Source organism: Microbulbifer sp. ABE4_465 (assembly GCF_056160765.1).
The window spans coordinates 207,651-229,193 of sequence record NZ_JBSWXV010000004.1 but is presented as its reverse complement, the minus strand read 5'-3'; the positions used below and the strand labels follow the sequence as shown (position 1 = coordinate 229,193).

At 59.0% G+C, this 21,543-nt stretch carries 11 protein-coding genes; 1 reads left to right on the top strand and 10 read right to left on the bottom strand.

Going from position 1 to position 21,543, the window contains the following annotated elements:
* The 8 genes from gltB to ACXAG1_RS09600 all read right to left on the bottom strand — a co-directional run bounded on the left by gltB (window position 1) and on the right by ACXAG1_RS09600 (window position 11,569).
* Window positions 1–4,452: a glutamate synthase large subunit gene (gltB, locus tag ACXAG1_RS09635; protein ID WP_475119593.1), complete on the bottom strand. Its 4,452-nt coding sequence runs from the start codon at window positions 4,450–4,452 to the stop codon at window positions 1–3.
* A 398-nt stretch (window positions 4,453–4,850) separates the two neighbouring features.
* Window positions 4,851–5,936, bottom strand: coding sequence for a 3-dehydroquinate synthase (aroB, locus tag ACXAG1_RS09630; RefSeq protein WP_475119592.1), 1,086 nt, complete (start codon window positions 5,934–5,936; stop codon window positions 4,851–4,853).
* Window positions 5,937–6,002: 66 nt separating this feature from the next.
* The gene (gene aroK, locus ACXAG1_RS09625; RefSeq protein WP_475091476.1) at window positions 6,003–6,527 is read right to left on the bottom strand and encodes a shikimate kinase AroK; all 525 of its coding nucleotides are present in this window, start codon (window positions 6,525–6,527) and stop codon (window positions 6,003–6,005) included.
* The gene (locus tag ACXAG1_RS09620; protein WP_475091475.1) at window positions 6,524–8,758 is read right to left on the bottom strand and encodes a type IV pilus secretin PilQ; all 2,235 of its coding nucleotides are present in this window, start codon (window positions 8,756–8,758) and stop codon (window positions 6,524–6,526) included. The genes aroK and ACXAG1_RS09620 overlap by 4 nt, the downstream gene beginning before the upstream one ends.
* Window positions 8,759–8,760: 2 nt before the next feature.
* Window positions 8,761–9,288: a pilus assembly protein PilP gene (locus tag ACXAG1_RS09615; RefSeq protein WP_475091474.1), complete on the bottom strand. Its 528-nt coding sequence runs from the start codon at window positions 9,286–9,288 to the stop codon at window positions 8,761–8,763.
* On the bottom strand, window positions 9,285–9,905 hold the full coding sequence (locus ACXAG1_RS09610) for a type IV pilus inner membrane component PilO (RefSeq protein WP_475091473.1): 621 nt from the start codon (window positions 9,903–9,905) through the stop codon (window positions 9,285–9,287). The genes ACXAG1_RS09615 and ACXAG1_RS09610 overlap by 4 nt, the downstream gene beginning before the upstream one ends.
* Before the next feature lie 2 nt (window positions 9,906–9,907).
* On the bottom strand, window positions 9,908–10,489 hold the full coding sequence (locus tag ACXAG1_RS09605) for a PilN domain-containing protein (protein WP_475091472.1): 582 nt from the start codon (window positions 10,487–10,489) through the stop codon (window positions 9,908–9,910).
* 3 nt (window positions 10,490–10,492) lie between these two features.
* Window positions 10,493–11,569, bottom strand: a complete 1,077-nt coding sequence (locus tag ACXAG1_RS09600) for a pilus assembly protein PilM (protein WP_475119591.1) — start codon at window positions 11,567–11,569, stop codon at window positions 10,493–10,495.
* 155 nt (window positions 11,570–11,724) lie between these two features.
* Between ACXAG1_RS09600 and ACXAG1_RS09595 the strand changes: the two genes are divergently transcribed.
* Window positions 11,725–14,415, top strand: a complete 2,691-nt coding sequence (locus tag ACXAG1_RS09595) for a penicillin-binding protein 1A (RefSeq protein WP_475119590.1) — start codon at window positions 11,725–11,727, stop codon at window positions 14,413–14,415.
* Window positions 14,416–14,493: 78 nt separating this feature from the next.
* Here ACXAG1_RS09595 and ACXAG1_RS09590 read toward each other — a convergent pair whose 3' ends face one another.
* Complete coding sequence (locus ACXAG1_RS09590; RefSeq protein ID WP_475091469.1) at window positions 14,494–14,985, bottom strand: chemotaxis protein CheW; 492 nt, start codon at window positions 14,983–14,985, stop codon at window positions 14,494–14,496.
* Between the two features lie 55 nt (window positions 14,986–15,040).
* The gene (locus ACXAG1_RS09585; RefSeq protein WP_475119589.1) at window positions 15,041–21,505 is read right to left on the bottom strand and encodes a hybrid sensor histidine kinase/response regulator; all 6,465 of its coding nucleotides are present in this window, start codon (window positions 21,503–21,505) and stop codon (window positions 15,041–15,043) included.
* Window positions 21,506–21,543 lie beyond the last annotated feature (38 nt).

The window sequence follows — 21,543 nt, the reverse complement described above, 5'->3', positions numbered from 1 at the left end:
TTATTCGCCGCGCTTGCGTACATCGGACAGCAGTCCGGCGAGGCTGGCAGCCTTCGGCTTCACCAACCAGAATTTGTTGAGGTAGTCGTCGAAGTTGTCCAGCAACTCCGCACCCCAGGCGCTGCCGGTCTCGGCAACGAACTCTTCGATCACTTCGCGCAGGTGACTCTGGTATTCCTCCAGGGCCTCGCTGCTGATGCGACGCAGCTCGATCAGCTCGTGGTTGCACTTGTCGAAGAAGTCACGATCCATATCCAGCACATAGGCAAAGCCACCGGTCATGCCGGCACCGAAGTTGACCCCGGTCTTACCCAGCACCGCGACCATACCGCCGGTCATGTACTCACAGCAGTGATCACCCGCGCCTTCCACGACTGCAAAGGCACCGGAGTTGCGCACACCGAAACGCTCACCGGCACAGCCGGAAGCGAACAGCTTGCCGCCGGTGGCGCCGTACAGACAGGTGTTACCGACAATGCTGGTTTCCTGGGAGGCGAACTCGCTGCCCTTGGGTGGGCGGATCACCAGCTTGCCGCCGGCCATGCCCTTGCCCACGTAATCGTTGGCGTCGCCTTCCAGGTACATCTCCAGACCACCGGCGTTCCACACGCCGAAGGACTGACCGGCAACACCGGAAAGACGCAGTTTGATCGGCGCGTCCACCATGCCCTGATTGCCGTGGCGCTTGGCGATCTCGCCGGACAGGCGCGCCCCGATGGAGCGGTCGCAGTTGGTCAGCTTGAAGCTGAACTCGCCACCGGCCAGGTTTTCGATCGCGGGCAGGGTTTCTTTCACCATGCGCTCCGCAAGCAGACCCTTGTCCCAGGGCTCGTTCTTGGCCAGCTGACAGGTTTGCGGCTTGCTGTCGAGCAGCGGATCTGAGTGCAGCAGCGGTGACAGATCCAGCGTCTTCTGCTTGGCGGTGCGGCCTTCGAGCGTCTCCAGCAGATCCACGCGGCCCACCAGCTCGTCCATGGTGCGCACACCCAGGCTCGCCATCCACTCGCGGGTTTCTTCGGCTACAAACCTGAAGAAGTTCATCGCCATTTCCACGGTGCCGATGTAGTGCTCGTCGCGCAGATCCTTGTTCTGGGTGGCAACACCGGTGGCGCAGTTGTTCAGGTGACAGATACGCAGGTATTTACAGCCCAGCGCCACCATGGGCGCGGTGCCGAAGCCGAAACTCTCGGCACCCAGCATGGCCGCCTTGACCACATCCAGACCAGACTTCAGACCGCCGTCGGTCTGTACCCGCACATTGCCGCGCAGATCGTTGGCGCGCAGGGTCTGATGGGTTTCCGCCAGGCCCAGCTCCCAGGGGGAACCGGCGTAGCGAATGGAAGTGATCGGGCTCGCCGCGGTACCGCCGTCGTAACCGGAAATGGTGATCAGGTCCGCGTAGGCCTTGGCCACACCGGCAGCGATAGTGCCAACACCGGGACGGGAAACCAGCTTCACGGAAACCAGCGCATCCGGGTTGACCTGCTTCAGGTCGTAGATCAGCTGCGCCAGATCCTCGATGGAGTAGATATCGTGATGCGGCGGCGGCGAGATCAGGGTCACACCGGGCACGGAGTAGCGCAGGCGCGCGATCAGTTCGTTGACCTTGCCGCCGGGCAGCTGGCCGCCTTCACCGGGCTTAGCGCCCTGGGCGACCTTGATCTGCAGCACTTCGGCGTTTACCAGATAGTGCGGGGTCACCCCGAAACGGCCGGAGGCGATCTGCTTGATTTTGGAGACCTTGTCGGTGCCAAAACGCACCGGATCCTCACCACCTTCACCACTGTTGGAGCGACCACCGAGGCGGTTCATGGCCTGAGCCAGGGCCTCGTGGGCTTCCGGCGACAGGGCGCCTAGGGACATGGCAGCGGAATCGAAGCGGCGCAGGATATTTTCCGCGGGCTCCACTTCTTCCAGCGGCACCGGCTGCACGTCTTTTTTTAGCCCCAGCAGGTCGCGCAGGGTGGCCACCGGGCGCTGGTTGATCAGGGTGGCGTAGTCGCGCCAGGCACCGTAGTCGCCGGTGCGTACCGCTTCCTGCAGCGCCTTCACCACGTCCGGATTGAACGCGTGGTATTCCTCGCCGTAAACAAATTTGTGCAGGCCGCCGGGCGAGACTTTCTTGCGCGGTTTCCATGCCAGTTGCGCGCGCGCGCGCATATCGTCTTCCAGCTCTTTAAAGCCGGCACCCAGAACCCGGGCGGGCGCTTCCGGGAAACACAGGTCGATCACGTCCTGGGACAGACCCACCAGTTCGTACAGCAGTGCACCGCGGTAGGAAGCGATGGTGGAGATACCCATCTTCGACAGGATCTTCAGCAGGCCCTTGATGATGCCGTTGCGGTAATTTTTCTGCGCGGTGGCAGCGTCCAGCAGCAGCTCACCAGTTTCGATCAGGTGATTGATGATGCTGTAGGAGAAGTACGGGTGCACCGCGGTGGCGCCCACACCAATCAGACATGCCAGCTGGTGAGAGTCGCGCGCGGTGGCGGTATCCACCACGATATTGGAGTCACAGCGCAGACCGTTGTGCACCAGGTGGTGGTGCACCGCGCCGGTCGCCATCAGCGCATCGATGGGCAGCTTGCCCTCTTCGATTTCGCGATCCGACAGCACCACGATCACGGTACCGTCCTTGCGCACGGAATCTGCGACATCAGTGCACAGCTTTTCAATGGCGCTCTTCAGGTCCAGCTTCGCAGGGTCGTAATTCAGATCGAAAACTTTCGCGGTGAATTCCTCGCGGCCGAGATCCAGCAGCGCGGTGTACTTCATGTGCGAAAGCACCGGGGAAGACAGGATCACGCGGTCGGCGTGTTCGACGGTCTCCTCGAAAACGGATTTTTCACGGCCCAGGCAGGTTTCCAGGGACATGACGATGGTTTCCCGCAGCGGGTCGATGGGCGGGTTGGTCACCTGCGCAAACTGCTGGCGGAAATAGTCATACAGGCAGCGGTTGCCCTCGGACAGCACTGCCATCGGGGTGTCGTCCCCCATGGAACCCACGGCTTCCTGGCCGGCTTCCGCCAGCGGGCGGATCACCTGGTCGCGCTCTTCCAGGGAGGAGCTGAACAGCTTCTGGAAAACCTTGAACTGGTCCAGGGAGAAGTTGTTGTCCACCGGTGCAGTCACCAGGGTAGAGCGGATACGGCGGGCCTTTTCCTTCAGCCACTTTTTATAGGGCTGGGCTTTTTTCAGCTCGCCATCCACCTCGGCGGTGTGGCGCAGTTCGCCCTTGAGGGTATCCACAGACAGAATCTGACCCGGCCCCAGACGCCCCTTGGCAACCACGTCCGCCGGGTCGTACTGGTAAGTACCCACTTCGGACGCAACGGTGATGAAGTCGTCCTTGGTGATGACCCAGCGGGACGGACGCAGGCCGTTGCGGTCGAGGGTACACACGGCGTGGCGACCGTCGGTCAGTACCAGTCCGGCGGGACCGTCCCAGGGCTCCATATGCATGGAGTTGTATTCATAGAAGGCGCGCAGGTCCGAGTCCATGGTGTCCACGTTCTGCCACGCCGGCGGTACCAGCATGCGGATCGCGCGGTGCATGTCGATGCCGCCCACGGTGAGCAGCTCCAGCATATTGTCCAGGCTGGAGGAGTCAGAGCCCACACGGTTCACCAGCGGCTTCAGCTCGGACAGCTCCGGTACCAGCTCGGTGATGAACTTGTTGGTGCGCGCCACGGACCAGTTGCGGTTACCGGTAATGGTGTTGATCTCACCGTTGTGCGCGAGCATGCGGAACGGCTGTGCCAGCGGCCAACGCGGCATAGTGTTGGTGGAGAAGCGCTGGTGGAACACGCAGATGGCGGTTTCCAGGGACGGGTCTGCAAGATCCGGGAAGAAGGCCGGCAGGTCTGCCGGCATCATCAGGCCTTTATAGGACAGTACCGAGGTAGACAGGCTGCCAATATAGGTAGCATCGGTCAGCTGCTGCTCGGCCTTGCGGCGCGCAACAAACAGGCGCGCATTGAACTGCTGCTGCTCCAGCGCAGATTCCGCGTTGTTAATCAGCAGGTGCTCGAAGCGCGGCAGGGACTGCTTGGCAATTGGGCCAAGGCACTCTTCATTGGTGGGCACCACGCGCCAGCCGGCGACTTGCAGGCCCTGCTCCTGTACCGCAGATTCGAGAATGGCGCGCGCGCTGGCGGCTTCCACCTCGTCCAGCGGCAACATGATGGAGCCGACCGCGTACAGGTCCGTCAGGTCCTGGCCAAATTGCGTTTTGGCCACGGTGCGCAGGAAGCCGTCCGGCTTCTGCAGCAGCAGGCCACAGCCGTCACCGGTTTTGCCATCGGCGGCAATACCGCCGCGGTGAGTCATGCAGGTCAGCGACTCAATCGCTGTCTGCAGTAACTTGTGGCTGGTTTGCCCCTTCAGGTGGGCGATCAGTCCAAAGCCACAGTTATCTTTGAACTCATCCAATCGATACAGACCGCTACCCATAGAATTCCTCAAAGTGTTATCGCTCCCCCGTACGCCCTGACCGCCCGCTTGCGCGCATTGACAATCAGTTCACAGCCGGACGGCTATCCCAGGGGGTATATTTATCTACTCTCAAGCCAAAAGTGCCGCAGATGTCACTGAATTTTCTGTACCCCAATGACAAAAAAAGCCCGCGTGAGGGGCTTGGGGTTACTCGCTTTATGCGAGCCTGCGCTTGTTGTTATCGGCTCATATCCCCGGCTTTCACCGAGGGGGCGCGCAATATTACTCGTGCCCCCCTGCAATTGCAAGATTCGTCAGTTTTTTCCGCTGTTGGCGGCAGGTTTAACCGATTTATCTTCTTTTGACACCCACTGCCGTCAAAGAATCCTCACTTTGGTAGTAAAACTACAGAACTGTCACCGTGCGCCGCAGGCGCGCAAAGCCTCTATCAGCTGCTCTTTGGGCGTATCGTCGATTATTTGCGCGTCGCCCAGCCCATGCAGCAGCACAAGACGTAACTTGCCATCCTGCACCTTTTTATCCACAGACATTGCCGTCAGATAGTCGTCGACCGTCATATCCGCAGGGGATTGTTGCGGCAAATTCGCCTGACTTAGCAGGGCACGTAAACGCTGCACCTCGTCATCATCGATCCAGCCCCGCAGGCGCGACAGCTCCGCCGCCATCACCATACCGGCGGCAACCGCCTCGCCGTGCAACCACTTGCCGTAGCCCTGGACCGCTTCAATGGCGTGACCGAAGGTATGACCAAAATTGAGAATGGCACGACGGCCGGATTCGCGCTCATCATCCGCAACCACTGCCGCCTTGTCCGCGCAGCTGCGTTCCACCGCGTAAGCGAGCGCTTCCGGATCCCGCGCCAATAGCTTGTGCATATTCTGTTCCAGCCACTGGAAAAATGGCTTGTCGCAGATCATGCCGTACTTGATAACCTCCGCGATACCCGCGGAAAGTTCGCGATCAGGGAGCGTATTCAGGGTATCGATATCGATCAGTACCAGCTGCGGCTGATAGAAAGCCCCGATCATATTTTTGCCGAGCGGGTGATTGACCCCGGTCTTTCCACCCACCGATGAATCCACCTGGGACAGCAAGGTGGTAGGCACTTGCACGAAATCCACACCGCGCTGGTAGCAGGCAGCCGCAAAACCGCTCATATCGCCAACGACACCGCCGCCGAGGGCAACAATGGTAGTGGAGCGATCGTGGCGCTTTTCCAGCAGGGAATCAAATACCCGGTTGAGCGTATCCAGGGTTTTGAACGCCTCACCATCCGGCAACTGGATGGAATCAACCTTGGTAAAACCTTTCAGCCCCTCGAGCACTTTTTCCAGATACAGCGGCGCGATGGTCTCGTTGGTGACGACGAGTACCTGCTTGCCGCGAATGGCCTGCTCAAAGTGGGATGGATTATTTAACAGCGAGGAGCCAATCAGGATCGGGTAGCTGCGCTCGCCCAGGTCGACGTTTAGACGGTGCATGGTTACTCCCTAACGTGCACGGAATAAAAGGAGGGATATTGAATTCGGGGTTTTTAGAGAAGCGTATTAACCGACAGCTTCGTCTTGCAAACGGTCTGTCACCAGTTGCGCTGCCTGCTTGGGGGTACAGTGGTCGGTATCGCACACCAGATCCGCCACTTCCGCATAAAACGCTTCGCGCTGCCGCAGAATCTCAGCGAGCTTGGCCCGCGGATCATCTACTTGTAGCAGTGGTCGGTTGCTGTTCTTTGAAGTGCGCTCTACGAGCTGATCCAAACTCGCCCGCAGATAGACCACAAAGCCCTGCCCTTTAAGCAATGCGCGATTTTCAGGCATCAGCACAATGCCGCCGCCGGTAGCAACCACCTGTGCTTCGCCGTTACACAAATCCGCCAGCACCTCGCTCTCTCGTCGGCGAAAACCGGCCTCCCCCTCCACATCAAAAATCCAGGGAATATCGGCACCGGTGCGGTCTTCAAGTACTTTATCCGAATCGGCAAAAGGCAGCCCGAGTTGGGCTGCCAGCAATTTGCCGATAGTGGACTTGCCGGCCCCCATGGGGCCGACAAGAAAGATGGGCTGGGTAATCACTTGCTGAAGGAGAGGAACTCGTCCTGCATGATGCGGGGCGTAATAAAGATCAGCAGTTCGCGCTTGTCCTCTTCGCGACTGGTCCGCTTGAACAAGTGGCCGAGGAAGGGAATATCTCCCAAAAATGGCACCTTGCTTTCACCTTCAATAGTTTGCGCCTCGAAAATACCACCCAAGACAATAGTTTCCCCGTTGGCAACCAGAACCTTGGTCTGCAGTGAGTTCACATTGATTGCCGGTATTTGCGCACCGGTAATCACATTGGTGAACAATTCACCGACACTGTTCTGATCGATGTTCAGATTCATGATGATATTGTCATCCGGTGTAATCTGCGGGGTTACGTTGAGCAGCAATACAGCTTCTTTGAAGGTTACTGACGCCGCACCAGAAGAAGTCGCCTCCAAATATGGGATTTCCACACCAGAGCGGATGCTCGCCTCCTGCTTGTCCCCGGTAACCACCTTGGGCTGGGACACGATTTCCGCCTTGCCCACATCTTCCAGCGCAGAGAGCTCCAATCCAAGCAGAAAATCATCCTTCAGAATGGCGTAGGCCACACTGCCAACTGCATTGGTGACTCCAAGATCAACCAGCATAGGGTCATGCAACGTTGTTGGAGCAGACAAATCCGGGCCATTTCCATCGCCATCAGAGATTTGACCAAACTGGCTGCCAGATCCAATACCAATGGCATCGTCGCTGATATTGTGGTCTTCCATGTAGTTCCAGCGCACGCCCACATCACGCAGGAAGCCAGTATTTGCAGTCACCAGGCGAGCCTCGATCATGACCTGGCGAATAGGGATATCAATTGCATTAATCAGGTCGCGGAACTGAGCAATTTTTTCGTCCGTATCGGTGAGAATAATCGTATTGGTACGCTCATCCACGATGGCGCTCCCCCGCGGAGACAAAATACTGCGGCCTTCCTGATCATCGCGACCTCCGGCGAAGTTACCCTGGCCAAAGCCACCGCCAGCACCCTGCCCTTGACTCATGCGGTCGCCGACAAACAAGGTGAAGATTTCACGCGCGTCGGCATAGCGTATAGAAATATATTCGGTACGCAGGGGGGCAAGCTCTTCCAGCTGCTTGCGGGTTTCGAGCTCGCGTCGCTCTCGCTCGGCAATTTCAGCGGCCGGCGCCACCATGATTACATTCCCGTCCTGACGTTTGTCGAGCCCCTTCGCTTTTAGAATAAGCTCCAGCGCCTGATCCCAGGGCACACCGTCAAGACGCAGGGTAATGCGGCCCTGCACGGTATCACTGGCCACAAGATTCAGATCGGTAAAGTCTGCAATCAACTGCAGTACCGAGCGCACTTCAATATCCTGGAAGTTCAGCGACAGCTTTTCGCCGGTAAACGCAAATTCTTTCTGCTTCTCGCGCACCTGCGCCACAGTGAGAGGCTTAACGCTCAGGACATACTCTGTATCCGCCTGATAGGCCAGGTAGTCGTACTCCCCGTCATGTGGGTCCACGGTGATCACGGTGTTGCGGCCGTCGTAGTCGACACTGATCGCATTTACCGGCGTAGCGAAGTCAGTCACATCGAGACGCTGACGCAGAGAAGCGGGCAGCTCGGCACCAAGGAAGGTCAGCACGATCTTGCCGCGGGTGCGCTCAACATCGATATTTACCGCCGGATCACTAAGGCTAACGATGACCTTGCCTTCACCGCCTTCACCACGGCGGAAATCCACATTATTGATACCGACATTACCGGCAGGCTTAAACTGCGCATTGCCACCGATGTTTGTGCTGCTGTGCACCGGTGCCGTCGCAACCGCTGCGGTGGTTGCGGTGTCTGCCCCGACCTCCAGAACAACCTGATTACCGACACGCTCACTGGTGTACACCGGGAGCTCATCCAAATTTAAAATCAGGCGAGTGCGGTCTTCACCGGACACGATCACCGCGCTACGCGCGGCACCGATATCCATCGTGTACTTTTTCTGCGGTAATACACTTTCCACACCTGAAAAGTCCATCACAATACGTGCGGGCTGTTCAATGGTGTAGCCCGTGGGCTCCGGGGGCACATCACTGAAAGTGAGGCGCAACTGCAGGCGACTGCCCGGCAGTTCGGAGAACTGGATATCATTCAACTGGCTGGCCAGGGCCGGCGCCGCCAGGGGCAGAATCAGCAGGCCCAGCAGCAACGCTTTCGCGCGCGGCAGCCTATTGGCTCCCCATGCCAATACACTGGCGAGTTGCTTGGTGATCATTTTTAGTTGTCCTTGTCTTCCAAAGTCAGAGCCCGCGGCCGTTCAATCCAGCCGCCGGTGCCGTCCGGCACAATTTCCAGTACATCGAGTTGTGACGATGAGGCGTTGACCACACGCCCGTGGTTTTTACCCATATAGTTGCCAATGGTGATGCGATGGATTCCCCCATCACCATCATTTACCAAGGCCCAGAGCTGGCCACCCCGCGATAGGGTACCCACCATGGAAAGTGCATCGAACGGGAAACGTTCCAACAGCTCTTTCTGCCGATTGATATCCGGTGCCACATCCAGCTTGCGCCCCACCAAACGTTGATCAGCCTCCAAAACCGGCCGGATAAATGGACTGCGCATAGCTGCCGCACTGTAGACGTAGGGACTGTACGGTGTGAATGTGGGGATAGGCTCTATCTGTCCTTTCGGCTTGTGTTTTACCGCGGCCATTTTCTGGCGCAGGTCACCGTGATTACCATCGAGACTACAACCGGAAAGTGCCAGCAGGGCCGCGGTCAGAGCGAAGTATTTTTTCATCCTTCCTCTCCCTGATCCTTATAGCGATAGGTCTTGGCGTTCACCACCATGTTCAGCAGCGCCGCACTGTCCTTACTCGTGTTGATATCGAAGTCATGCAGGGTCACGATTCGCGGCATACCGGCAACACCCGAAATAAAGGCACCGAACTCGTGATATCCGCCCTGCACTTCGATACGAATTGGCAGCTCCACGTAGAATTCGCCCACCTGCTCGCCCTCAAGAGCCACCTTCTGAATTGTCAGCCCACTGCCGCGACCAAATTCATCGATATCTTCGAGTAACCCGGGAACCTCGGTATCCTTAGGGAGCTGCTTCAGCAGTGCGCCAAAGGTCTCTTCCATCTCCACCAGTTGTTCGCGGTAAGCCTCAAGGTTGCTTGCTTCAAAAGATTTACGCTCGAACTGGGTAAACAGCTCGCGTTCTTTGTTTGCCGCAAAATCAAGCTGGCTGTAGCGGTCCTTGATCATGAAAAAGTAGCCGCCACCAACAAGTACCGCGGCAATCACAACTAACAACGCGATACGGCCGGCAACGGGCCAGACACCGACACGGGAGAAGTCGATGTCGTTTAAGTCCAATTCATTCAGCTGTTTTAGAGTATCTTCAAGCGCCACGATTACGCTCCATCATTGGCGCCATCAGCGCTCTCTTCTTTTTTTCGACCGCTGACATTTACCGTCATCTCAAATGCGCTGGCCTGCTCACCAAACTCGGGTTTGGCTGTCACACCGGTAAGGTTTGGGGACTGATACCACTCGGACTGATCCAGACTGCGCATAAACGAGGAAACCCGGTTGTTCGACTCCGCCACGCCAGAAATACTTATCGTTTTTCCGATGCGCTTAACGTTCGTCAACCACAGGCCTTCCGGCGTGGAGCGCACCATCTCATCGAAATAGCGCACCGCCAAAGGACGATTGCCCTGCAACTCCTGGATCACACGCATACGATCGATCAGCTCCTGGCGGCGCTTCTTGAGATCCTTGATCTCCTTGACCTGCTTGTTCAGGGCGGTGATTTCGGTGTTCAACAACTGGTTGCGCTCGTTCTGGTTGACGATCTGCGCATCCACCGTCTTCATCCACATAAACACGGAGAAGCCGGCAGCAATCACCACCAGTGCAGCAACCTGCTGGAACTCTTTCTGCTTCTGCGCCCGGAATTCCTGGCGCCAGGGGAGTAGGTTAATTTTTGCCATTGATCAGAACTCCCTTTCGCGCATCGCGAGGCCGGCGGCAATCATCAGCGACGGTGCTTCGCCCGCCAACGCCTGGCGATTGACCCGGGAGGCAACACTCATATCCCGGAAGGGATTGGCTACCAGGGTGGGCTTGTTAAGTTTTTCACCCACCAGCTCGGCGAGCCCCTCCATCGCAGCAACGCCGCCACCCAGCAGGATGTAATCAACGTCACTGTAAGAGGTGGAGGAATAGAAGAATTGCAGCGAGCGGGTAACCTGCTGCACCACCGCGTCGCGGAAAGGCTCAAGCACTTCCGGGTAGTAATCGTCTGGCAGCCCACTGCCGCCCTGGCGCTTGGCCAGTGTGGCCTCTTCCGCGGACAGACCGTAGCGCCGCTGGATCTCGTCAGTGAGCTGACGACCGCCGAACAGCTGTTCGCGGGTGTACACGGTGCGCCCGTCTACCATCACAGACAGAGCACTCATGGTGGCGCCGATATCGATCACCGCGACCACCAACTGCTCCTGCGCCGGAAACTGGTTGTCCAGCAGGGTGTAAGCGCGCTCGATGGCGTAAGCCTCAACATCCACAACTCCGGGCTGCAGATCGGCTTCGGTCAACGCGGAAATTCGCTGTTCAACATTTTCACTGCGGCAGGCAGCAAGTAGTACTTCCACCTGACCCTCACCCTTCTCGGACGGCCCCTGCACCTCAAAGTCCAGGTTGACCTCATCCAGCGGATAGGGAATGTACTGATCCGCCTCCAGCGCTATCTGGGCTTCCAGTGCGTCATCGGAGAGATCGGCAGGCATATCCAGGGTTTTGGTAATGACTGCAGAACCGGAAACAGCCACCGCAGCCTGCCGCAGGCGGGTCTTGGACCGACGCACCACCTTGCGGATAGCCTCGGCAATCGCACCCACATCATTGATATTTTTATCCACTACCGCATTCGGAGGCAGAGGCTCGGTTGCATAGCTTTCCACGCGGTATTTGTCGCCACTGCGACTCAGTTCGAGCAACTTGACCGAGGTGGAGCTAATATCGAGCCCAAGCATGGCTTTCGGGCCCTTGTTGAGAAAAGGGAGCATCCCCATTTTTCTTATCTTTTCCGTGGGTTATGGAGGTTTGATGGTATAGCACTTTAAATTACCGTCGCAACCGCCTTTTGCATAGGTATCAGTGCACATTATTCGTATAATTGTCGAACAGTGCCCGAAAAATTGATCAAGACGTATACAGAAGCATCTCAATGACCGAAAAAGCCCGCAACCGCCTGCTGTCACTGCTGTGGCTGGCTCTGGCCGGCGCCGCCGCCGGCGCAATGGCGTTTTCCAGCATCTACCTGTACCTGAAACCGGGCCTGCCCTCGGTGGAGAGCCTGCGCGACATCCGACTGCAGACGCCTCTGCGCATCTACTCCAGAGACATGAAGCTTATCGGTGAATTTGGCGAGAAGCGCCGCAGCCCTATAACCATCGATCAAACACCCGACATGTTCATCAGGGCCATACTGGCTGCGGAAGACGACGGCTTCTACTCCCACAGCGGGGTATCGATCAAAGGCCTGATGCGCGCGGTGCGCCAGCTGGTCGCCAGCGGCTCCATCCAGTCTGGCGGCAGCACCCTTACCATGCAGGTGGCGCGCAATTTCTTCTTGAGCCGGGAACAGCGCTTTATTCGCAAATTCAACGAGATCCTGCTGTCACTGCAGATCGAGCAGGAACTCAGCAAGGACGAAATTCTCGCCCTGTACATCAACAAAATATTTCTCGGCAATCGCGCCTACGGCTTCCAGGCCGCGGCCCACGTCTATTACGGCAAGGACATCAACGAACTGAACCTGGCCCAGTGGGCGATGATGGCAGGGTTGCCCAAAGCGCCCTCCACCTACAACCCCATCGCCAACCCGTCTCGCGCTCTGGTGCGCCGGAACTGGATTCTGAAACGAATGTTGGATCTGGGTCACATCGACCAGGACGACTACAAGAACTCGATTACTGCGCCGGTTACCGCCCGCTACCACGGCCGCGATCTGGATCTGAGCGCACCCTATGTGGCGGAGATGGCGCGCAAGGAAGCGGTAGACTTGTTTGGCGACGCCGCCTACACCGACGGCTATCAGGTCATTACCACCGTGGATAGCAAGCTGCAGGACGCCGCGCGCAAGGCCCTGCAACATGGCCTCGAAACCTACGACGGCCGCCATGGCTACCGGGGCCCGGAGCAACGTCTCGATATCGAGCTGCTTGCAGACAACGACCAGCTGGTAGATCTGCTGCAGGAAATTCCGGTACTGGGCGGCCTGCAGCCAGCGGTGGTGACTGTGGTAGCCCCACAGAGTCTCAGCGTTCAGTTGCGCGACCGCCGCGTAATCGAGATTCCCTGGGAGAACGGCCTCAGCAGTATCCGCCCGTATATTTCCGAAAACGCCCGCGGCGCGCGCCTCAAGTCCGCTGATGAGATGTTCGCGCCAGGCGATGTGGTGCGCCTGCGCCGGGTGCTGGTCAGCGCAGAACAGGTCGCCGAAGAGCAGAAAGCAGCCCGCGAGGCCACCCTGGCTTCCGCTGCCGATGAACGGGCAAATGCCGACGTCACCGATGACCCCTTCGCCAGCCCGCAAGGTCTCGACGAGGAAGAAGCACAGGAACAACCCCAGGCGCGAGAGGAATGGCACCTGGCTCAGATCCCGGAAGCCCAGGGCGCACTGGTTTCCCTGGAGCCGGAAGATGGTGCTATCCGCGCACTGGTGGGTGGCTACGACTTCCGCCAGAGCCACTTCAACCGAGTCACCCAGGCCGCGCGCCAGCCGGGCTCCAGCTTCAAGCCGTTTATCTACTCTGCTGCGCTGGAAAATGGCTATACAGCCGCCAGCATAATCAACGATGCGCCAATTATCTTTGAACAGACCAATCTGGAAGATGTGTGGCGACCGGAGAACGACGGCGGCACCTTTTTGGGGCCCACACGCCTGCGCAAGGCGCTGTATATGTCCCGCAACATGGTGTCCATCCGGCTCTTGCAATCGCTGGGCCTGGACCGCGCGCTGGCCTTCGCGGAAGGTTTTGGCTTCGAGCGCTCGAAACTGGCCCGCAACCTGTCGATTGCCCTGGGTAGCTCGGCACTGACACCGCTGGAGATGGTGCGCGGCTACGCAGCATTCGCCAATGGCGGTTTCCGCGTGGAGCCTTATTTGCTGGATCAGGTGCTGGATGTGCACGGCGACACCGTATATCAGGCACTGCCGCTGACCGTGTGTCGGGACTGCCCGGAAATGGGCCAAGAACGCGGTCCTGCGCCGGAGCCCATTGACCTGCAGTCGGTACAGCACGAAGCCGTTGCGAACGCCCACGAGGAAGAGCCACTGGAGCTCCGCACCCTGCCGGTGGCGCCCCTGAGTGCCGACGAGCAGGCGCGTCCGCGCGCACCTCGCGCCATGTCGGCGGAAACCGCCTTCATCATGGACTCGATGTTGAAGGACGTGGTCAAACGCGGCACCGGCCGCAAGGCACTGGCGATGAACCGCGGCGATATCGCCGGTAAGACCGGTACCACCAATGGACCTCGCGACTCCTGGTTCTCCGGCTACAGTCCACACCTCGCCACCAGTGCATGGGTCGGCTTTGATGCCAACACCCCGCTAGGACGCAATGAATATGGTGGCACCGCGGCGCTGCCAATCTGGATCGACTTTATGTCTATCGCCCTGGATGGCCTGCCGGAGCGCCACTTGCCACAACCGGACGGGATTGTGACCATGCGCATCAACCCGCGCACCGGATTGCGCACCTCCCGTGGCGGCATCTTTGAAATTTTTCGCGCCGGTCGGGCACCCGGCCGGGAGACCTATAGCAATTACCCATCCATATATTCCGACGGCCCCGACACGCCTGAAACTGGAAATGACCAGGCCCAGGAATCGCTGCCGGAAGAGCTGTTCTAAACAGGCTGCTCGCCAGAAATACAAAAACGCCGCCCCAAGGGGCGGCGTTTTTGTTTTTCTTTCAGGTCGAGAGAAAAGTCAGCGAGCGCTGCGGTAGGCAAGACATGCCTCCTCCAGGGTCGCCAGATCGGGAATCACAGCCGCTTCGCCGGACAGGGCCACGTGCATCAACTCCCCCATGGCGCACTCACCTTCGCGACCGGATAACTCTTCTGGAGTTACCCGCACCAGGCGCGGAGTGCCCTGCAGAACTACCGCAAAAAATGGCAGGTCGCCCTCGGGGTTCCCGCTGCTCAGTACCGCAATGCGGCAGTTGCTGCGCAGGGTCGGCATTGCTTTGCCGCGCATTGCCTCGAAGGAAACCAGCGGCACCCGCAGCTCACGCCAGTGCAACTCCCCCATATACCAGTCCGGCGCATCGAACGCCGAAACCGGACTCTGCAATGCAATAATTTCCGACAGTGTATCTACCGGCACCAGCAACTGACCGTCCGCCAGCGGCAGCAGCAGACTGCTGACCTCCTGGGGCATTTCGGTGGTGGGCAGGGCTTCTATGCCATTTCCGCTCATGCTGTGTGCTCTCCGCCGTTCACCGGCGTCTCAAAGTTGTACTTATTCACCGCCATCAAACATCCGACTCTGCGAGCGTGAAATCGCGAATGGCTTCCAGCAGCACCTCTTCCTGATAGGGCTTGCCCAGGTAGTGGTTTACCCCCAGTGACAGCGCGTGATCCCGGTGCTTCTTACCGGTACGGGAGGTAATCATAATGATCGGGATATCCCGCAGACGGCTACTGGAGCGAATATTGCGCGCAACTTCGAAGCCGTCCATACGCGGCATTTCGATATCCAGCAGCATCACATCGGGAATCACATCCTGCAGCTGGATGATGGCATCCTGACCGTCTTTGGCGGTAATCACACGGAACCCCTCTCGCTCGAGGAAGCGTGTGGTCACCTTGCGCACGGTAACCGAGTCATCCACCACCATAACAAGCTTTTGGGTTTCCGGCTCTTCACGTGCACTGACTTCCGGCACGTCCTGCAATAGCGGCGTATCCGGGCGCGCCAGCAGTGCAGAGTGTTTCCGCAACAACGCGTGGGCATCGAGAATCACCACAACGGTACCATCACCGGTCACAGTGGCACCGGAGACCCCCTGGACCGTCGCAAACTGGGGCCCGAGGCTCTTCACTACGATCTCGCGGCTGCCCATAATGGCATCCACCTGCAGGGCCATGGCGGTATTATCCGAGCGAACCAGCAGCACCGGCATCTGCATATCTTCCACCGCCAGGCGGGGCTGGGCGGAGGACTGCAGCAGGCTGCCAAAATAATTTACCTGATAGGGCTCACCCGCATACTCAAAGCGCGCCTCCGGCGAGCGGTAGTAGTGCTCCAGCTCAAACGGGCTCAGACGCACGATACCCTCAATGGTATTCAACGGGAGCGCAAACAGATCGTCGCCGACCTTTACCATCAAAGCGCGGTTGACCGACACGGTAAACGGCAGGCGCACCACAAACTCAGTCCCGGCACCAGCTTGGGAATCAATGGATACGGCGCCACCGATCTGCTTGATCTCGGCAGATACCACGTCCATCCCCACACCGCGACCGGAAATCTGTGTCACCTGATCGGCAGTACTGAAGCCCGCCTGCAGAATAAACTGCATGATCTCGTTGTTGGACAGCTCCGCATCGGGGCGCATCAGACCACTTTCGATGGCCTTTTCGCGCACGCGCATCAGGTTGATACCGGCACCATCATCACTGATGGTCAGCACCACCTCACTGCCTTCCCGGGCCACAGCCACGGCAATGCGACCGCGCTCATGCTTGCCTGCGTCGCGGCGTTTTTCCGGAGATTCAATACCGTGGTCCACGGCGTTGCGCAGCATATGCTCCAGCGGTGCCACCATGCGCTCCAGCATGGAACGGTCCAGCTCACCCTCCACGTTGGAGAACACCAGATCCACCTGCTTGCCCAACTCCGCGCTGACCTGGCGCACGATGCGACGCAGGCGCGGTACCAGACGGGAGAAAGGCACCATGCGGCTGCGCATCAGGCCTTCCTGCAATTCGGTATTTACCCGCGACTGCTGCAGAAGCAGTGTTTCGGTATCCCGGGCCTTGTTGCCCAGGGTCTGGCGTAATTCCAGCAAGTCCGAAGTGGACTCCAGCAGCGAGCGCGACAATTGCTGGAAGGACGAGTAACGGTCCATCTCCAGCGGGTCAAAATCAACGTCCTGCTCTGCCAACTGTTCCTGGCGGAACTGGATCTGGGCTTCGGTTTCTTTATCGAGGCGGCGCAACTGTTCGTTCAGGCGCGACAGGGTCGAGTCCATCTCGTCCAGCGCCAAACCGAACTCGCCGACCTGCTCTTCCAGTCGGCCGCGAGAAATCGAGGTCTCACCAGCCAGGTTTACCAGTTCTTCCAGCAGTTCCGATGCTACCCGCACCATCTCCTGAGGCTGGTTGCGCGGCTGGCCGCCGTCACGCTCGCCGACATTTTTCGACTTGCGCACAAACGGCAGAACATTGCTCTTGTCCGCAGCGGGAATCACCTCTGCGGGCACAGTGGGCTCCGGCTCTACCGGAACCGGAAGCTGCTCGTCCACTTCAGTCTGAACGACGTCGTCGACTACTGGCACGTCGATGACCACCTCAGCAGCCACCGGCTCCTGCTCGGCGGGCAAGCTGGCCCCGGTGTGCGCATCCGCCCACTGGGTTTCCAACAGTGCACAGAAGGCGGCCAACTCATCACCACCCATCCAGGCACGTACAGTTTCCACCCCCGCGGCCATGCGATCGTAAATACCGTGGGCGTCGGCGAAGAAGTTCGCAGATGGCGAGCTCCCGCTCTGCATGTTTTCGATATCGGTCTCGAAACGGTGAGCCACCTCACCCAGGCCCATCAAGGCGGCCATACGCGCACCACCCTTGAAAGTGTGCAGCACACGCTTCAGCGCTTCCGGCATGGCCCGGTCGTCCGGGGACTGCTCCCAGCTCTGGATCAATTCTTCCAGCTCGTCAATCAGATCGACGGCCTCTTCGAGGAACACCTCAACCACGTCCGGGTCGATGTCGGTGAGTAGCGCACGCTGGGCTTCGCTGATCTGGTCGCCGGACTGTACAGCTGAGTCTGCGCTTTCAGCCTGCACAGCAGTTGCCGGTGCAGCGTCGGTATCGTCCAGCTCTTGCGGCGCAGCACCTTCAATAGTCGCGGATTCAGCGGTTGCGCTACTGGCGGACAGCTCCGCCTCCAGCCATTCGACGGTCAGCTCTGGCGCGTCGCCCTCTGCATCAGCGGTTTCGATGACGCGCTCGTCAATCGACCCAAAGGTTTCCGGTGCTTGTTTGGAAAACTCTGGGACGACGTCTTCGACGCGGCCTTTACTGTCATCACTTTCTGAGACAACCAGATCTGCCGCCGCTTCCTCTGCAACCAGATCGTCGAATCCAAGATCCGCCAGCACCGGATTTTCGGTAGTTGCGGACTCATCGGCAACATCTTCGCGCTGATCCGCAACCGGCTCTGCAGAGACCTCGTCAACATCAGCAAAACTGAATTCGCTGCTGTCGATACCGTATTCAGAAAGGTCGATGTCTTCCTCATCGACACTGTCATCGCCTTGAGCCAGCGTGCGCAGGGCTTCGCCGACGGCGTCGCTAACCTGAGGCAGGTCGGTAGAGGCAGCCACCGCGTCCACCAGGTCCAACAACTCGTTGTGCCCCTGCTCTAACGCGGCCCACAAAGCCGGCTCTTCTTCCAGGTGACCATCAATAACCTGGCGATAGACCGCCAGCAAGAGTTGTGACAATTCCTGCAAAGTCGGCAATTGCGCCTGACCGGCAGCCTGCTGCAGTACATCCAGCTCTTCCGCCACCGGCAGTAATATCGACTTGTCGCCCGGCTGCGCGCGCCACTGGTTGAGCATCTGATCGGCGTCCAGCAGCACCTTCATACCGTCGGCCATGATCACCGCGAGCAGCTGTGGGTCGACAGCCTTTGGCTCGTTGGCCTCGCGCTCGCGGATCAGATGACCCACCGCCCGCTCCTGAAGCTCGGCAACCCGCGCCAGGAACTGACCGCTGCGCTCAACCGCCAGCGGTTCATTGCGATAAATCTGTTGCAGCACGTCGCGCACATAGCTGGCGCCATCAGCGATCAGATCGTAAATATCGCTGTCGATAGCGACCTGATAGGTGCGCAGCTCCTTGGCAAACCGCTCCAGTGGCGCCATCAGCTCAGCCACCTGAGTGACTTCCGCCATGTGCGCAGAGCCTTTCAGGGTGTGCAGTGCCCGGTGCAACGGATCGGAGGGAATTCCATACACCGGCGCCAGGCGATCCATTTCTTGGAGGAATTCCGCCACCGTTGCCAGATGGGTCTCCGCCTCCTGGGCAAAAATTTCCCACAATTGAGCGTTGTCATCGGCGTCTGACAGGCTGTCTTCGCTGAGGTTGCTCGCGGGCTCGCCAACCTGTGCCGGTGCAGACTGAATCAGCGCCTCAGGCACTTCACCATGAGAAAGCTGTTTCGCCCACCCGTCCAGCTCCGCGGTGCGCGCGGGGTCCGGGTCACCGGTACGCGTGCGGAACCCATCGATCATGGATGGCAGCTTGGCGATCACCTGTTCGATCAGCAGTACATGCGCCCGTACAGGGGAAACCGTTTCGTCGAGAACCCGGTTGAGCATGTTTTCCACGGCCCAGGACAGCTCACCGATTTCCAGCGCTTCGACCATACGGCCAGAGCCTTTCAGGGTGTGGAAGCCACGGCGGAATTCCACCAGCGCATCGCGATTGGCGAAATTCGAGGCCCACTGCGGGAAGTAGTGATTAATGGTTTCCAGTACCTCACCGGCTTCCTCGAGGAAAATTTCCACGATTTCGTCGTCGATGATGCTGGTATCGTCGTCTTCGTCCAGAACCGCGGGCGTTGCGGCAGCCGGTACCTCATCACGGGTTGGCAGGGCATCGATTTCTTCGGACGCGACAGCTGGAGCAGTCTCTTCAGACGCGGTGTTTTCTTCCGCGAACCAGCTCTCCTCGATGAGCGAAGGCTCATCGACAGACTGCTCAGGTGCAGTTTCCGCGACAGTTTCGACAACCGGCTGTGCATGCGTTATTTCAACCGTATCATCCAGCACGGATTGCGACAGGCCTGCCAGCGGATCGGCGGGTTCGACCGGTGCGGACGTCTCTTCTTCATCGAGATCAAGGGTAAATTCAAAGCTGTCCAGTGCCTGCTGTTCTTCGTCCGCATCTTTGGCGGAAGCCTGCCCGGCCTCGTCAAACAGCTCCACACCATCAATTGCGGCTGGAGAATCAAATCCGGGGGTTTCGGGGGATTCCCCGGTATCGGCCTGGTCAGTTTGCGGCAGAGCACCTTCGCCGTTGGCGACCGCATAGCCCAGGGTCGCGACACTTTCTTCCGCCAATGCAAGCAGCATATCGGCGTCTTCAATGCCGTCGGCACGGCGCTCCAGATAATATTCGACGCTGGTTACCGCATCCGCGAGGGTATCGAGGAGTTTCCAGTCCGGCTGATCACCGGCATTGATCAGGCGCTCTTCGATATAGCTGCGACAGGCGCCGACAATTTCGCCCGCACGCTGGTAACCCACCATATCCAGGCCACCGCAGACTTCCTGCAAGCGCTTGGGTACCAGTGACAGATGTCCGGCGTCCCAGTGACTGGCGATGTATTCCACCACCGCCTCTTTGACAGTCTCCAGGCCGATACGCGCTTCACGCAGTACCTGCTCGGTGGCTTCACCCATCAGCGGTGATTCACTGTCGATCTTGCGATCGCGCTCAGCGGCAGCGGCCAGGCCGGAGTCCAGCTGGACCAGTTCGGCGGCGGCCTGCATCAGCAGGTCATCGGGCACTTCACTGCGAGATGCGTCGCGGAGGTATTCGTAAATGCTGCGCGCACGAGTGCGCTGATTTTCCAGGCCAAGTACACCGAGCGTATCGGCTATACGCTTGGCAACGACCGCCGTATCAGACAGCGGCGCCCGTTCATTGGTAGTGATACTGGGGTCCAGCGCTTCCCGAACACTGGCCAGCTCTTCACGCAGTGCGGCCACTGCGGTGCCCATGGCTTCTGGCCCCATGGCCAGGGCATCTTCGGTATCCGGGCGCGGGGTGCCGGGAACCGCCTTGTCCAGTGCGTATTTCTGATACAGCGCGGTGGTGCGCGGACCGTTGGGGCCGCAGAGGTAAACATAGAACAGCAGGTTGCGGATCAGATCGCGATCCGGGCGCGCATCCAGCACACGCGCCCCCTGGCCTGCCAGCAGGCGGAATTCCACATCGATACGACGCAACAGCTGACGCAGCGCGGGCAATACATTGACTCGGTGATCGGCAATGCCTTCGAGCAGGCCCTGCAGGATTTCCCACAGGTGCTGGCGCTGGCTACCGCTGTACAGCAATGCCATTTTTTCGCTGACCTTGTTCAGGTAAGCGAGGCTCTCGCCACTGTTTACATCGCGAATCAGCGATGCGGCCGCCACGTGATACATCTTGCGCAGCTTGCCCACCAGCTCCTGTAATTTGGCATTGTTGCCGAGCAGGGGCTGGCGATTGCCGCTGGCGTGCGCCAGCGCAGACAAATCCGGCGCAAACAGGGCGCCCTCTGTAATCAGGCGCTCGCGGCGCACCGCGCGCAGATCGTTCAGCAGGGGAAGCAGCAACACCGCGTTGTCGCGGCGCTGGAAGGCAATTTTTTCAAGATAGAGAGGGAGCTCAAGCAACGCGCGCATCAGGAACTCGCGCGTTTCATCGCTGTTTTCCACCTCACCACTGGCGAGAGCGTGGACCAGTTGCTCCATTTCTTCGGCGAGCATGGCCGCGCCGGTGAGCTCCGCCATGTGCAGGCTGCCGTGGACCTGGTGGATCAGGTTGAGGCAGTTTTTCAGCAGGTTATCCGCATCACTATTCGCGGATCCGCCAGCGGCATCAGATGAGGACGAATCCGAGGCAAAAGTTTCCAACTGCTGGCGCGCCTGGGCCAACGTTTCGTTGATTTCACCGATCAGCCAGTCCAGGGCCACAAAGTTGGGATTGTCGTGACGCACGCCAAGTCCTCAGTAATTCAGTTTGCCCGCCCATACGG